11 protein-coding genes and 1 pseudogene are annotated in these 14,888 nt (G+C 68.4%); 7 read left to right on the top strand and 5 right to left on the bottom strand.

Annotated features, from left to right (window positions below; all coding sequences use genetic code 11):
- From ABT009_RS34845 to ABT009_RS34835, 3 genes are read left to right on the top strand one after another with little or no spacing between them, the layout of a single operon-like run.
- Complete coding sequence (locus ABT009_RS34845; protein ID WP_351304327.1) at window positions 1-981, top strand: TauD/TfdA dioxygenase family protein; 981 nt, start codon at window positions 1-3, stop codon at window positions 979-981.
- Window positions 974-1,864: an ABC transporter permease gene (locus ABT009_RS34840; RefSeq protein ID WP_351304324.1), complete on the top strand. Its 891-nt coding sequence runs from the start codon at window positions 974-976 to the stop codon at window positions 1,862-1,864. The genes ABT009_RS34845 and ABT009_RS34840 overlap by 8 nt, the downstream gene beginning before the upstream one ends.
- Window positions 1,864-2,556 (top strand): ABC transporter ATP-binding protein, encoded by a 693-nt coding sequence (locus ABT009_RS34835; RefSeq protein WP_351304322.1) that lies wholly within the window; start codon window positions 1,864-1,866, stop codon window positions 2,554-2,556. Before ABT009_RS34840 ends, ABT009_RS34835 begins: the two co-directional genes overlap by 1 nt.
- A gap of 604 nt (window positions 2,557-3,160) precedes the next feature.
- Here ABT009_RS34835 and ABT009_RS47530 read toward each other — a convergent pair.
- Window positions 3,161-3,229: pseudogene (locus ABT009_RS47530) on the bottom strand (winged helix-turn-helix domain-containing protein); the annotation flags it as partial.
- Between the two features lie 176 nt (window positions 3,230-3,405).
- Here ABT009_RS47530 and ABT009_RS34830 point away from each other — a divergent pair.
- Complete coding sequence (locus ABT009_RS34830) at window positions 3,406-3,921, top strand: VOC family protein (protein ID WP_351304319.1); 516 nt, start codon at window positions 3,406-3,408, stop codon at window positions 3,919-3,921.
- A 223-nt stretch (window positions 3,922-4,144) separates the two neighbouring features.
- Here ABT009_RS34830 and ABT009_RS34825 read toward each other — a convergent pair whose 3' ends face one another.
- The 4 genes from ABT009_RS34825 to ABT009_RS34810 all read right to left on the bottom strand — a co-directional run bounded on the left by ABT009_RS34825 (window position 4,145) and on the right by ABT009_RS34810 (window position 9,547).
- A complete protein-coding gene (locus tag ABT009_RS34825) occupies window positions 4,145-5,683 on the bottom strand; it encodes an MDR family MFS transporter (protein WP_502990021.1) in 1,539 nt (512 codons plus the stop codon).
- 98 nt (window positions 5,684-5,781) lie between these two features.
- The gene (locus tag ABT009_RS34820) at window positions 5,782-6,387 is read right to left on the bottom strand and encodes an acyl-CoA-like ligand-binding transcription factor (RefSeq protein WP_351304313.1); all 606 of its coding nucleotides are present in this window, start codon (window positions 6,385-6,387) and stop codon (window positions 5,782-5,784) included.
- A gap of 68 nt (window positions 6,388-6,455) precedes the next feature.
- Entirely contained in the window at window positions 6,456-7,553 is a 1,098-nt protein-coding gene (locus ABT009_RS34815) for a substrate-binding domain-containing protein (RefSeq protein ID WP_351304310.1), read from the bottom strand.
- 161 nt (window positions 7,554-7,714) lie between these two features.
- A complete protein-coding gene (locus ABT009_RS34810) occupies window positions 7,715-9,547 on the bottom strand; it encodes a SpoIIE family protein phosphatase (protein WP_351304308.1) in 1,833 nt (610 codons plus the stop codon).
- Window positions 9,548-9,804: 257 nt separating this feature from the next.
- On the opposite strand from ABT009_RS34810, the gene ABT009_RS34805 reads away from it, so the two are divergent.
- The 3 genes from ABT009_RS34805 to ABT009_RS34795 form a co-directional block, all read left to right on the top strand.
- Complete coding sequence (locus tag ABT009_RS34805; protein ID WP_351304556.1) at window positions 9,805-13,938, top strand: HAMP domain-containing protein; 4,134 nt, start codon at window positions 9,805-9,807, stop codon at window positions 13,936-13,938.
- Between the two features lie 8 nt (window positions 13,939-13,946).
- Window positions 13,947-14,546, top strand: coding sequence for a response regulator (locus ABT009_RS34800; RefSeq protein ID WP_351304305.1), 600 nt, complete (start codon window positions 13,947-13,949; stop codon window positions 14,544-14,546).
- Between the two features lie 178 nt (window positions 14,547-14,724).
- Window positions 14,725-14,888: LacI family DNA-binding transcriptional regulator (locus ABT009_RS34795; protein WP_351304553.1), on the top strand; the 164-nt coding region annotated here is incomplete at its 3' end.

Genomic DNA, 14,888 nt, shown 5'->3' with positions numbered 1-14,888 from the left:
ATGACCTCGACCATCTCGTCGAACCCGACGACCTCCACCGCGACCGCACGCCCCGCCTCCGGCCACACCGGCGCCGACATCTCCGGCGTCGACCTCTCCAAGCCCCTCTCCGACGGCGACCTGGCCGTCATCAAGGAGGTGCTGCACCGCTGGAAGGTCGTCTTCTTCCGCGGCCAGGACCTCGACCACGCCTCGCAGATCGCCTTCGCCCGGCAGTTCGGCGAGCTGACCTATGCCCACCCGCACGACGACACCCCGCCGGAGGACCACCCGGAGATCTTCACCATCGACCCGCGCCGCTACGAGGAGCGCTACGGCCAGGGGTTCCGCGAGGCAGCGAAGAAGCGCCGCTACAGCTACTTCTCCGGCTGGCACACCGATGTCACCGCGGCCGTCAACCCGCCCGCCGGATCGATCCTGCGCGCCGAGACCGTCCCCGAGTTCGGCGGCGACACCCAGTGGACCAACCTGGTCGCCGCCTACGAGGGTCTGTCCGCCCCCGTGCGCGCCTTCGTCGACACGCTGCGCGCCGAGCACCGCTACGGCGGCGCCGACAAGCCCACCGGCGACAGCGCCTACGCCCGCCGCATCAACGACAACCTGCTGGTTTCCGTCCACCCGGTGGTCCGCGTCCACCCCGAGACCGGAGAGCGCGCGCTCTTCGTCAATCCCGGCTTCACCAGCCACATCGTGGACGTGACCCCGAGCGAGAGCCGCGCCATCCTCAATCTGCTCTACGAGGAGATCACGCGCCCCGAGTACACCGTCCGCTTCCGCTGGGAGCCGGGCAGTGTCGCCTTCTGGGACAACCGGGCCACCGCCCACCTCGCCCCGCGCGACATCGAGCACCTGAACGTCGAGCGCCGGCTGCATCGCGTCACGCTGATCGGTGAGCTGCCGGTCGGCCCGGACGGACAGGAGTCCGAGCTGGTCTCGGGCAAGCCGTTCACCGCCGACCACCGGGTGGTCGTCGGTGCCTGAGGCGCTGACGACCGAGGTCGCCGCGCCGTCCTCCGCAGAGGGCGGCGCGGCGCCGCAGCCGCATCCGTCGGGCCTGGTCGACGCGGCCGCGCTGAGCAAGCCGCGCCGCACCCTGGTCCCCCTCCCCCGCCCGGTACGCCGCCTGGCGGGGCCCGTGTCCGTCCTCATCGTCTGGCAACTCCTCGGCACCCTCGGCATCCTCAGCGACCGTGTGCTGGCCCCGCCCAGCGCCGTACTCTCCGCGGGCTGGGAGCTGACTCGAACCGGCGAACTCGGCAACCACCTGCTCGCATCGCTCACCCGGGTCTACTCGGGGCTCGCGATCGGGGTCTCGGCCGGTGTCGTGCTGGCCGTCGTCGCCGGGCTCTTCCGGCTCGGCGACGAACTCCTCGACTCCACTCTGCAGGTGCTGCGCGCGCTGCCCGTACTCGGCCTGCTGCCGCTGGTCATCATCTGGTTCGGGGTGGGCGAGGCACCGAAGATCGCGCTGGTCTCCTTCGCGACGCTGTTCCCCGTGTACGTGAACACGTACGCGGCCATCCGCGGCGTCGAGAGCCGCCTCGTGGAGGCGGGCCGGGTCTTCGGCCTCGGCCGGCTCGGTCTCGTACGCCATGTGATCCTGCCCGGCGCCGTCCCCGGGTTCCTCGTGGGACTGCGCTTCGCCCTCACCGGCGCATGGCTGGTGATGATCATCGCCGAGCAGCTCAACGCCACCGACGGCATCGGCTATCTGATGAACCAGGCCCAGAGCTGGTACCGCACCGACATCATCGTGCTCGGCCTGCTGATCTACGGGGCGCTCGGGCTGGCCGCCGACGGCATCGTACGGCTGCTGGAGCGACGTCTGCTGTCCTGGCGGCGCGGCTTCGAAGGAGGTCAGTGATGACCGTCGCCCAAGGGGTACGCCGTGCCTTCGACGGCCGCGAGGTCCTGGCCGGAGTCGATCTCACCATCCGGGAGGGCGAGTTCGTCGCCCTGCTCGGCCGCAGCGGCTCCGGCAAGTCCACGCTGCTGCGCGCCATGGCGGGGCTCGACCCGGAGATCGGCGGGCAGCTGCTGGTGCCGCGGCGCCGCTCCGTCGCCTTCCAGGACCCACGCCTCCAGCCCTGGAAGCGGGTACTCGACAACGTCGTGATCGGGCTCCCCCGGCAGGGCGCCCGCGAGCGCGGCCGCGCCGCACTCGCCGAGGTCGGCCTCGCCGCGCATGAACGCGCCTGGCCCGCCACCCTCTCCGGAGGCGAAGCCCAGCGTGCCGCGCTCGCCCGCGCCCTCGTCCGCGAGCCCGAACTCCTCCTCCTCGATGAGCCCTTCGGGGCCCTGGACGCGCTGACCCGTATCCGTATGCACGCGCTTCTGCGCGAGTTGTGCGCGAAACACCGGCCTGCCGTCCTCCTGGTCACCCATGACGTCGACGAGGCGATCCTCCTCGCCGACCGCGTGCTGGTCCTGACGGACGGCCACATCGGACTGGCCCGCGAGGTGCGGCTCGAGGGCGCCCGGCTGCGTACGGACCCCGCCTTCGCGGAGCTGCGCGCGGATCTGCTCGCCGAGCTGGGGGTGGCGGACGGCAGCTGACATCCGGCCGGGCCGGCATGCCACGGCGCGACCACCGGTCGCGGCGCCCGCGCCCTGGACACCGGCCAGGCCCAGGGCCGCGGCACCGACCGTCAGTCCGAGCCGGCCTGCTCGAGCCCCTCACGGAGCGGTACCGCCAGGACCCGACGCCGTCCCGCATCGGCTCCCGTACGGCGGAGGGCCCGGAACCCCGCCCGCCTGAGATGCGGGATCGGGACCTGGCGTCCAACCTGGACCGAGACGCGAAGGTGCTTGCACCCCGATTCCGAACGACGGCTGGCATTACGACGCCGTGCTGTGCTGGTTCGATCAGCTGGTGGCGCAGTTCGGCTGGAGCTGGCTGGAGCAGCTCCTCACCCACCCCGCCCGGGAGGACGTGCCCCTGAGGCAGAGCCCTGGGATCAGGTCGCTGCCGCCCGCGACTTCCCCGGACTGCCGGCCAGGCACCAGGACCAGCGGGCGGTCAGCTGTGCGGTGTGGCGATCTCTGGTGGGTGGACCTCCAGGATGGTTGCGGTGCCGGCCGCCGTTCGGTATTCGTGCATGGTGATCTCGTCATTCGTGCATGGTGATCTCGTCGGCCCTTTCCCCACGCCCCCATTGCGGGCCCACCGGGAAGGGACCTGCACGCTCCAACCCAGACGATGCAGAAGCAAGTCCACCCCGGCCAGGGTTCACTCGGCCCGGAGGCATCGGAGACGCGGTCCGGTTCACCGCCACCGATGACCAGAAGGTGACTGTCACGGCACCGGCCGAGATCCTGGTAGGGAAACACCCGCCACCGTCGCGGCCCGAACCGGACCCCCACTCCGGTAGCAGCCAGCACACCTCACCTCCACCGAGGAGAACGATGACCAAGACACACAGGGATGCAGAGCCGGACCGGTCGGCCCTTGAGGCGGAGCGGCAGCGCATCCGAGACCAGTACCTGCAGCCGAGCGGTCGCCGACCCGCCTCGTCCGCCCGGGGCCTGCACCACACCGCGCTGATCAGCAGCGACGTTGAGCGGACGATCCGCTTCTACCAGGACGTGCTGGAGTTTCCGCTGACGGAGCTGATCGAGAACCGCGACTACCCCGGCTCCTCGCATTTCTTCTTCGACATCGGCAACGGCAACCTGCTCGCCTTCTTCGACTTTCCCGGACTCGACGTGGGCCCGTACGCCGAGGTGCTGGGGGGCCTGCACCACGTGGCGATCTCAGTGGAGCCCGACCGCTGGCGCCACCTGGTCGGCAACCTCGCTCAGGCCGGCGTCGACCATGCGGTGCACAGCGAGGTGTCGGTGTACTTCCGGGACCCCGATGGCGCCCGCATCGAACTCATCGCCGATCCGCTCGGCGAGATGTACGGAAACGAGGTGCTGTGATGAGCGGTCCGGTCGGCGCGTCCGGCTGACTCCCGCTCTGTCCGACGCAGGTCACCCAAGGCGCAGCCCGGCATTTCCCCGGGAGAGAAAGAGCTGGGCCGCCGCCGGAGTCGGATCTTCGTGCATGCGCTGCATCTTGCGCATCCGCCGATCCGCTCCTGGTACGGCGGCCCCTCAACCTTGCTTACTTGCCCGTATTTCCGGACCGCTCAGTCCGGACCGCTCAGTGGACCGGGGCAGTCGGCGGCTTGTTCTCCTCGGCGAGGCGCTCCAGACCGCTCTGGGTCTTGAGCGGCTTCTCCTTGATGAAGAGCACGGCGATGAACGCGAGGAAGGCGAACGGCAGTCCGACCAGGAACACATCGGCGGTGGCCACGCCGTAGGCGTTCTCAACCACCTGGCGGGCCGGTTCGGGGAGGGTCGAGAGGTCGGGAACTGCACCGTCACCGGCGGCAGCACCGCCGCCCGCCGCGCCGCCGAAGCCCTTCTCCATCTCACTCGTGACCCGGTGGCCGAGCACGGCGCCCAGAGCGCTCGTGCCGATCGCGCCGCCGAGGCTGCGGAAGAAGGAGAGGACAGAGGTCGCTGCACCCAACTCGGAGGCCGGAACATCGTTCTGGGCCGCGAGTACGAGATTTTGCATCAGCATGCCGACGCCGATCCCGAGGACTGCCATATAGATGCTGAGCAGCAGGAAGGACGAGTCGGCGCTGATCGTGGACAGCAGGCCCATGCCTGCCGTCATGACGACACCGCCCGCGATGAGGAAGGCCTTCCACTTGCCCTTGGCGGTGATGATCTGTCCGGCGATGGTGGTGGAGAGCATCAGGCCGATGATCATCGGCAGGCTCATCAGGCCCGCGACCGTCGGGGACTTGCCGAGGGAGATCTGGAAGTACTGGGACAGGAAGACCGTGCCGCCGAACATGGCCACACCGACAAGCATGCTCGCCACGGTGGCCAGGGTCACCGTCCGGTTGCGGAAGATGTCCAGCGGGATCATCGGTTCCTGGACCTTGGACTCGACCAGGACCGCAATTGCCAGCAGCGCCACACCGGCTGACACGAGGGCCGCGGTCTGCCAGGAGGCCCAGTCGAACTCGTTGCCGGCGAGGGTGATCCACAGCAGCAGGGCGCTCACCCCGGCCATGATGAGGACAGCGCCGAGATAGTCGATCTTGACTTGCCTGCGGACCGTCGGCAGCTTCAGCGTGAGCTGGAGAAGCACGATCGCGAGCAGGGCGAAGGGCACGCCGATGAAGAAGCACCAGCGCCAGCCGAGCCAGGACGTGTCGACGAGTACGCCGCCGATGAGCGGGCCCGCGACCGTACCGACGGCGAAGACCGCGCCGAAGATGCCGGAGTAGCGGCCGAGTTCACGCGGCGGGATGATCGCAGCCATCACCACCTGGGCGAGTGCGGTCAGTCCGCCTGCGCCGATGCCCTGGACGACGCGGCTCACGATCAGGATGCCGACACTGTTGGAGAACCCGGCGACGAGCGAGCCGACGACGAACATCGACAGCGACAGCTGGATCAGCAGCTTCTGGTCGTAGAGGTCGGACAGTTTGCCCCAGATCGGGACGGTCGCGGTCATCGCCAGGAGTTCTGCGGTGACGACCCAGGTGTACGACGACTGGCTGCCGTGCAGATCGGCGATGATCCGGGGCAGCGCGTTGGCGACCACGGTCGAGGCCAGGATGGCGACGAACATGCCGGCCATCAGGCCGGACATGGCCTGGAGTATGTGACGTTGCGTCATGGATGTTGTGGGCGCCTGGGTTTCAGGCGTGACGGCAGCGGTCATCGGCTGTCGTTCCTCATTCTCTGATGATTATTGTGATGAAGCCTGCGGGTGCTTCAGGCGTTCAGTCCGGCGGCCAGTGAGGTGAATGCCTCGTGGTAGACGCTCTGGAAGGTGCGCGTCCGGCCGGTGGAGGCCCAGTGCTCGACGGCGGCGCGGACAGCGGCGATCGCCACGTGCACCAGGAGCCTGGGATAGAGGTCGGAGTCGGCGTTCTGCTGGAGGCGCTCGGCTACTGCGGTGATCAGAGCGCGTTCATCGGCGCCCCGTGCGGCGAGGAGGCGGGGCATCAGCGAAGGCGTGTTCTGCAGCACCGTGCACTGCAGTTCCCAGCGCTCGTGGTCCTCCTCGATGTCCGCGAGCTCCTGGCTGATGGCCTCCCGCACCGCGTCGAGGGCGGTGGCCTCCTCGGGTGCGTCGAGTACCGCTTGGCGAACCCTCTCGGTGCTCTCCGGGTCAGGCCGGATGATCGCGTCCTCGAGGCGCGGGAAGTAGTTGAAGAACGTCCGCACAGAGACGTCGACCGAGGCGGCCACGGCTTCCGCGGTCACGTTCTCCAGTCCGCGTTCCGCGGCCATGCGCAATGCAGAGTCCGCGAGCGCACTACGCGTTGCCCGCTTCTTGCGTTCGCGCAGCCCCGGACGCGGGTCCCCTCCACTCATGATTGTGCATGCTATGCAAGATTTCATGGCATGCAAAATTTCTGGCTGCGGAGCGTGCGCGGATGGGCTTACGAGGTCAGTCCGGCGTCATCGCAAGCCGGCTTGACCTCCGGAGTGCAGATCTGATCGATCGTGTACAGACCGTCCTTGACGATGGTGTCCTTGATGTTGTCCCGGGTCACGGAAACCGGAGCGAGCACGACGGCAGGGATGTCACGGGTGGTCGGGCTCCTGACCGTGTCGTTCGTGATGTGGCCCAGTCCTTCGCCGCGGCCCAGGGCGACGGCCATCTCTGCCGCAGCGTCGGCCTGAAGCTTGTAGGATTTGTAGACGGTCATGTACTGATCACCGGTGACGATGCGCTGCACGGCCGAGAGAAGAGCGTCCTGCCCTACGACCGGCGGCATCGGCTTGATGCGAGCGGCCTTGAGGGCCGAGATGACGCCGGAGGCGAGCCAGTCGTTGGCGGCGTAGACACCGCCGATCCTGTCCGCGCCCAGGTCGGCGATGGCGCCGACCATGTTGTTGTGGGCGGCGTCCATGCTCCACCCGGGCGTGTCGTAGATCTTGCCGATCTTCACCTTGCCCTCGAGGACGGAGAGCGCACCGGCCTTGAACTCTTTCGCGTCGGGGTTGATGGGGTCGCCGTTCATCATGACGATCTGGCTGCCCTGAGCCTCGTCGCCGAGGGCCTTGAGAAGTGCCTCGCCCTGGAGCTCGCCGATGCGGCGGGCGTCGAAGCCGACGTATGCCGAGATCGGCCCCTCCGCGAGGTGGTCGTAGGCGACGACCGGGATGTGCGCCTCGTACGCCTTGCTGATCGTGGAGCGGATCGACTCGGAGTTGACGGAAGCGAGGATCAGGACGTCGACTCCCTTGATGATCATCACCTCGGCTTGCTGCTGCTGGGTGGCCGCGCTCAGCCCGGCGTCGCGGTATTCCACCGTGCAGTCGCCGCACAGGTCTTTGATCTTCTTCTCGACCAGAGGCTTGTCGAACTGCGCCCAGCGGGTGGCTCCCCCGTAGCCCGGGAGCAGGAGCCCTATCTTCAGGTGCTTGCCGGAGGGGTTGCCGCTGGACTCGCCGGACGTCCCACAGGCGCCGAGGCCGACGGCCAACGACACGGCAGCCACGACGCCGACAGCACCCCGTAGACGCGTCTGCATGTCACAGACCTCCCCTACCAGTGCACCGCGCGAGTGGCTGCGACGCCAGCGCGCGCCTGCACCGGCACCGGACGGCCGGCCTGTCTGCCCGCAGCGTGCTGGTGGGTCCGGATGCAGAGGAGTGGGGACCAGATCGACAGCAGCCCGTCACATCGCCCCCATCAGGGCACGGTGGACGCGCGACGAGCGTCCGATGGGTCCGTCCCGACGGTCGGTGCCGCCTCGAGCACGAGGATGGCGACGTCGTCCTCGATCGGCTCGGCGCTGAAGTCGTGAGTCGCTCGCCTGACCCGTTCGGCGACGGCCTGGGCGCCGAGGCCGATACAGCCATGCAGGATGTCGGCCAGGCCGTCGTCGTCGTCCAACTGCCGCTTGCCACAGCGTCGTTCGGTCACGCCATCGGTGACGCACAGCAGCGTCTCACCGGGCGCGAGGACAAAGGTGTCCGCGTGGAACTCGTAGTCCTGGTCTATGCCGAGCAGGATCTGAGGGGAAGCCGCAGGAACCACGGAACCGTCGGTGGTCAGCCGAAGCGGTGGCGGGTGCCCTGCGCTGGCCACCCTGCAGCGCGCGCCGCCCGTGGCCGATTCGGGCTCCAACTCTCCGTACAGCAGGCTCAGGAAGCGCGGCATGGCCTGCTCGCCATCGACCTCCGCCGCCTCGACGTCCTCCTCCACCAGCGCCTCGTTGAGCCGGGTGAGCACCGACTCCACACCATGGCCCTCGCGGGCCAGCAACCTGACCAGATGGCGGGCCAGACCGGTGATCGACATCGCCTCCGGGTCACTGCCGCACACATCGCCGAGCAGGAAACACCAGCCTCTCTCGCGCATCGGGAACAGATCGTAGAAGTCACCGCCGACAGTCAGGCCCTCGCCGTGCGGCTCGTAGACGATCGCGGTGTCGACGCCGGGTATCCGGGCCAGGGACGGCGGCAACTGCCGGCGCTGGAGCGCCAGGCTGATGGCCGCCTGCCGGGTGTACTGCCGCGCTGTGGCCATGGCCTGGGCCACTCGCCGCGCCACGTCCTCCAGGAGCCGCACCACGCCGTCGGTCAGTTGCGCCACATCCGTACGCCCGAGCAGCAGCACCCCATGATCGCGGCCATGGGCGATGAGCGGGAAGGCCAGCGCGGGGCCGGCGGCTGTTTGGATATCCCGGAGGCCAGGCCAGGGCCAGGGGGTGCCGGCGCGGCCGAACTCCGATGGCAGGGGGCGGCTCTCCAGTGCGGCGCGCAGTGCGTCGATCCGGCGTTCGTCGGTGTGCCAGACGCGGGACAGCCGCAGCCTGCCGCTCTCGGTTCTCAGCCACACAGCGCACCAGTCGGCGAGCCGGGGCACCAGCAGCTGGCCCGCGAGGGCGGCGACCATGTGCTCGTCGAGCTGTCCGGCGAGGAGTTCGCTGACTTCCGCGAGGAACGAGGCACCGCCCCGGTCGACCCACTCGGCAGTCCGGTGGCGGCGGTCCCGCGGCGGGGCCGGGGCGAGGACCTCGGCGAAGCGCAGCTCGCCGCCCAGCGTGCTGGTGGGGACGGGTTCTTCCTCGGGCCGGTATGCGGCAGCGTTCAGCCGGAGCCAGACGATCTTGCGGGTGCGCTGGTACGTCACGCCCCACGATTCGGCGAGCACGCCGATCAACTGGAGCCCGCGACCGCGACGCGGCATGTCCGGGACGGTGTACACCGCGCTGGCCGGATGGAGGTCCGCCACCTCGATGACGACGCCTGGATCGTCGGCCACCGTGCGGCACGTGACCTCAACGGGCGTGCCGGCATGCAGGACGGCGTTGGTGACCAGCTCGCTCACCAGGAGCATGGCGTCCTCGACCAGCCGGTCACCTGCCGTACGGGGTCCGAGAACCGCCGTCGCGCCCGGTGTGGAAAGCGCTGTGCGGATGAAATCGCGTGCCGCGGCGGGAGAGTGCACGCTTCCGGGCAGCGTGATGCGCGAGGCGGACTCTTCCGACTCATCCGAGATCGGCGACGGCGCTCCCACGAATAAATCCTTACGCTTTAGGTATATCGGTCTTTTCGGTGCAATATTATGACAAGCCTGAGTGCGTAAATGATCACGTAAGAGACGATGCAATGACGTTTGATCCCACTCAAACTGAACCCGCCCTCGTCGAGCAGAGAGAAAAGACACTCGACTCCTCCGAGGTCCGGCGATCCCCCGAATACGGCCCCCGGCCCGATTTCCCGGCGGGCGAGGAAAAGGTGAGCGCGGTCGGCCTGCGCTCCTTGCTCGCGGCGATGCATGCGCTGTGCGACGGCGATTTCACCGTACGTGCGGACACCGCGAGCGAAGGTCTCGTCGGTGAAATGGCCGGGGTCTTCAATCAGCTCGTGACACGGAACGCGCATCTGACCACGGAATTGCAGCGGGTACGCCGCGAGGTGCTACGGCACGGCAGGCTGGACGAGCGGCTCGCGGCGAGCCCTGGCCAAGGGGCGTGGACCACGAGTGTGGACGCGGCGAACCAGCTGGTGGACGCGTTGGCGGGCCCGATCTCCAACGCCACACGGGTGCTGGAGGCGATAGCGGCGGGGGATCTGACGCAGCGCGTCGACCTGCATGACGGCAGCCGTGAGCTGCGCGGTGATCTGCGCCGGCTGGGGAGCGGTGTGAACCGCACCGTGGACCAGCTGTCGCTGTTCACCGGAGAGCTGACCAGGGTCGCCCGCGAGGTCGGCACCGAGGGCCGCCTCGGCGGCCGGGCGAAGGTGCAAGGGCTGTCCGGCGACTGGCGCGATGTGACCGAGGCCGTCAACACCATGGCGTCACGGCTGACGGCTCAGGTGCGGGACATCGCCGTGGTGACCACCGCGGTCGCCCGCGGGGACCTCACCCAGCAGGTGACGGTCGAGGCCACGGGCGAGCTGCTGGAGCTGAAGCTGACCGTGAACACCATGGTCGACCAGCTGCGCGCGTTCGCCGACGAGGTCACGCGAGTGGCCCGCGAGGTCGGCACCGAAGGCGAGCTGGGCGGCCGGGCCCAGGTCCGCGGGGTGTCCGGGGTGTGGAAGGACCTGACGGACAACGTCAACTTCATGGCGTCCAATCTGACCTCCCAGGTGCGCAACATCGCCCAGGTGACCACGGCAGTGGCCAACGGCGACCTCTCGCAGAAGATCACGGTGGACGCCCGCGGCGAGATCCTGCAGCTGAAGAGCACCGTCAACACCATGGTCGACCAGCTGTCCGCGTTCGCCGACGAGGTCACGCGAGTGGCCCGCGAGGTCGGCACCGAAGGCGAGCTGGGCGGCCGGGCGCACGTCCGCGGGGTGTCCGGGGTGTGGAAGGACCTGACGGACAACGTCAACTTCATGGCGGACAACCTGACCTCCCAGGTGCGCAACATCGCCCAGGTGGCCACCGCCGTCGCCCAGGGCGACCTGTCCAAGAAGATCGACGTGGAGGCCAAGGGCGAGATCCTGGAGCTGAAGTCGACGATCAACACGATGGTGGACCGGCTGTCGGCGTTCGCCGACGAGGTGACCCGGGTCGCCCGTGAGGTCGGCACGGAGGGGAACCTGGGCGGCCAGGCGCAGGTCCGCGGCGTGTCGGGGGTCTGGAAGGACCTGACGGAGAACGTCAACTTCATGGCCCTGAACCTGACTTCGCAGGTCCGCAACATCGCCCAGGTCACCACCGCGGTGGCCAACGGCGATCTGTCGAAGAAGATCACGGTGGACGCCCGCGGCGAGATCCTGCAGCTGAAGGACACCGTCAACACCATGGTCGAGCAGCTGCGGGCGTTCGCCGACGAGGTCACGCGGGTGGCGCGCGAGGTCGGTACCGAGGGACAGCTGGGCGGCCGGGCTCAGGTGCCGGGCGTCTCGGGCGTGTGGAAGGACCTGACGGAGAACGTCAACTTCATGGCGGACAACCTGACCTCCCAGGTGCGCAACATCGCCCAGGTCGCCACCGCCGTCGCCCAGGGCGACCTGTCCAAGAAGATCGACGTGGACGCCCGCGGCGAGATCCTGGAGCTGAAGACCACCATCAACACGATGGTCGACACGCTGTCCTCGTTCTCCGCCGAGGTGACCCGCGTCGCCCGCGAGGTCGGCAGCGAGGGACAGCTCGGCGGTCAGGCCCGGGTGGAGGGCGTGTACGGCACGTGGAAGCGGCTGACCACCAGCGTCAACGAACTCGCCCTGAACCTGACCACCCAGGTGCGGGCCATCGCCGAGGTGGCGTCCGCCGTCACCCAGGGTGACCTGACCGGTTCGGTCTCGGTCGAGGCGCAGGGCGAGGTCGCCGAGCTGAAGAACAACGTCAACCTCATGGTGGCCAACCTGCGGGAGACCACGCGCGCAAAGGACTGGCTGGAGTCCAACCTGGCGCGCATCGCCTCCCTCATGCAGGGACACCGTGACCTGGTCGAGGTCGCCGATCTGATCCTGCGCGAGCTCACTCCGCTGGTCAACGCCCAGTTCGGTGCCTTCTTCCTGGCCGCTCCCGGCGCCCGGGCGGGCGAGGGCCTCAAGCTCATCGCGGGATACGGCGCCGACCAGGCGGGCACCCAGCCGCTGCCGGGGTCGGGGACGTGCGGCAGCGGCCTGGTAGCGCAGGCGGCCCTGGAGAAGAAACGCATCCTCATCAACAACGTCCCGCGGGACTACATCACCATCAACTCCGGGCTGGGCGCCGCTGCTCCGGCAAGCGTCGTCATCCTGCCGATCCTCTACGAGGACCAGGTACTCGGAGTGATCGAACTGGCCTCCTTCAGCGGGTTCAACGAGGTTCACCTGGCCTTCGTCGACCAGTTCGTCAACACCATCGGTGTCTCGATCAACACCATCATCGCGAACGCCCGTACCGAGTCGTTGCTGTCCGAATCCCAGCGGCTCACCACCGAGCTGCGCAAGCGCTCGAACGAACTCCAGCGCTCCAACGCGGAGCTGGAGGACAAGGCCGCCCTGCTCGCGACCGCGTCGCAGTACAAGTCGGAATTCCTGGCCAACATGTCGCACGAGCTGCGCACGCCGCTCAATTCGCTGCTCATCCTGGCCCGGCTGCTCGCCGACAATCCGGACGGCCGGCTGTCCGCCCAGGAGGTGCACTTCGCCACCACCATCCACCGCTCCGGCTCCGACCTGCTCCAGCTGATCAACGACATCCTGGACCTGTCGAAGATCGAGGCGGGCCGGATGGACGTCCGGCCGCGGACGCTGCCGATGATGAAGCTGCTGGACTACGTCCACGCGACCTTCCGGCCGCTCGCCCTGGACCGCGGTCTGTCCTTCGAGATAGCCGTCGACGAGGACGCGCCACGAGAGCTGTTCTCCGACGAGCAGCGCGTCCAGCAGATCCTGCGCAATCTGCTTTCCAACGCGCTCAAGTTCACCTCGTCGGGCGGTGTGAAGCTGCGGGTCGAGCAGGCGTCCGGAGCAGAGTTCGCCGAGGAGACGCTGCGCGAGGCGGACGCGGTGATCGCCTTCTCCGTGACGGACACCGGCATCGGCATCCCGCCCGAGAAACTGTCCGTCATCTTCGAGGCGTTCCAGCAGTCCGACGGCACCACCAGCCGCAAGTACGGCGGCACCGGGCTGGGCCTGTCCATCAGCCGGGAGATCGCCGGAATGCTCGGCGGCCGGATCGTCGCCGAGAGCGAAGTCGGTGTCGGCTCCTGCTTCACCTTCTACCTCCCCTCGCGCTACCAGGGTGTCGTCCCCACGCCCGACTCATCCGACCCCGAGTCCGCCGAAGCCGTCGTGCCGGCCGCACTCCCCATCCCGGACGGGCCGTTGCCCGAGACCACCGACGACGCGCCGAGCAGCGTGTTCGGCGACGGGGACGATCTGATCAGGGCTGCGCGCTGGGACAGCTTCGAGGGCCGCGACGACGGCTGGCCGGAGCTCTCGCGGCTGGACGAGTGGCAGTCGGGACGGGCCCGCCGCGTGCTGGCCGGGCGCCGCATCCTCATCGTCGACGACGACATACGCAACGTCTTCGCGCTCACCCATGTACTGGGCCGGGTCGGCATGACTGTCAAGTACGCGGAGAACGGCCGAGAAGGTCTGGACGCCCTCCACCGCAATCCCGACGTGTCGCTGGTCCTGATGGACGTGATGATGCCGGAGATGGACGGCTACGAGACCATCCGGGCCATCAGGAACACACCACGCCTCGCCACCCTGCCCATCATCGCGCTGACCGCCAAGGCCATGCCGGGCGACCGCGAGAAGGCGCTCGACAGCGGTGCCGACGACTACGTACCCAAGCCCGTGGACGTCGACAATCTGCTGTCCTCCATCTGCGACCTGCTCGATCTGCCCGGACAGGCGGACACCACCGCGGGAGACACGCAGAGCGAAGGCGAGGGCGCTGACACCGCTGGGAGCGATGAGGACACAGGCTCGTCAGGGCAGTCAGGGTAGGAGACGGCATGAGCTCCAGCGCATCCGACAAAGGCGGCATCTTGATCGTCGACGACATGGAGGAGAGCCTGATCGCGCTGGAGGCCGTCCTCAGCCCGCTCGACCAGCAGATCACCTGTGCCCGCTCCGGCGAAGAGGCGCTCAAGGCGATGCTGCGGCAGGACTTCGCCGTCGTCCTGCTCGATGTCCTGATGCCGGGCATGGACGGCTTCGAGACCGCAGCCAACATCAAGCGCCTCGACCAGACCAAGGACGTCCCCATCATCCTGCTGACGGGAACCGACGCCGACTCCGACTTCGCCTACCGGGGATACGCGATCGGCGCCGCCGACTTCCTGACCAAGCCCATCGACCCCTGGGTGCTGCGCACGAAGGTCGGCGTCTTCCTGGAGCTGCACCGCAAGAACCGCCAGCTCGCCGACCAGGCAGCGGAGTTGCGGCGCCTGTGGACCGATTCGGCACCGTCCGAAGACCGCCTCGGGGAGGTCGCTGAGCTGCTCACCAGAACCGGAGCCCTGCTACGTGGCTGCGCGGATACCGATGCGGCCCTGCTCGCCGTCCGTATCGCCGAGATCGAGCGCGCTGTCCGGAGCCTGCGGGGCCGGTGACCTCAGGAGTCCGCCCGACAGGCGCGCGCCGATAAGTGACATACGGCCTCAGCGACAGCCGACTCCGTTCAGTTTTAAGGCAATTACTCTAGGGCACCATGCAGAAACGTGGCTGCCAGCGGATGAAGGCGATTCCGCAACGCTACTGGATCAATCCTGAATATCGGCTCGTCATGACATCAGCAAGGAGTGCCAGGTGAGCCGAGCGGAAACATGCCGCCGGAACAAGCGGCAGGGCCGGGCGGGGATCAGGGATGTCGCCGCCGCCGCCGGTGTCTCCATCACGACCGTCTCCGATGCGCTGAACGGCAAGGGCCGGCTACCGGACGCCACACGGCGCCA

The organism is Streptomyces sp. NPDC002896 (genome assembly GCF_040295225.1).
GTDB lineage: Bacteria > Actinomycetota > Actinomycetes > Streptomycetales > Streptomycetaceae > Streptomyces.
Note: the sequence above shows the minus strand (reverse complement) of the source record. Positions and strands in the feature narration are given on the sequence as shown.

Excerpts from the sequence above, each read along its gene's own strand:
- ABT009_RS34845 (WP_351304327.1), top strand. The coding sequence starts at position 1 with ATGACCTCGACCATCTCGTCGAACCCGACGACCTCCACCGCGACCGCA.
- ABT009_RS34830 (WP_351304319.1), top strand. The coding sequence starts at position 3,406 with ATGACCAAGACACACAGGGATGCAGAGCCGGACCGGTCGGCCCTTGAG.
- ABT009_RS34800 (WP_351304305.1), top strand. The coding sequence starts at position 13,947 with ATGAGCTCCAGCGCATCCGACAAAGGCGGCATCTTGATCGTCGACGAC.
- ABT009_RS34825 (WP_502990021.1), bottom strand. The coding sequence starts at position 5,683 with ATGACGCAACGTCACATACTCCAGGCCATGTCCGGCCTGATGGCCGGC.
- ABT009_RS34815 (WP_351304310.1), bottom strand. The coding sequence starts at position 7,553 with ATGCAGACGCGTCTACGGGGTGCTGTCGGCGTCGTGGCTGCCGTGTCG.
- ABT009_RS34820 (WP_351304313.1), bottom strand. The coding sequence starts at position 6,387 with ATGAGTGGAGGGGACCCGCGTCCGGGGCTGCGCGAACGCAAGAAGCGG.
- ABT009_RS34805 (WP_351304556.1), top strand. The coding sequence starts at position 9,805 with ATGCATGCGCTGTGCGACGGCGATTTCACCGTACGTGCGGACACCGCG.
- ABT009_RS34835 (WP_351304322.1), top strand. The coding sequence starts at position 1,864 with ATGACCGTCGCCCAAGGGGTACGCCGTGCCTTCGACGGCCGCGAGGTC.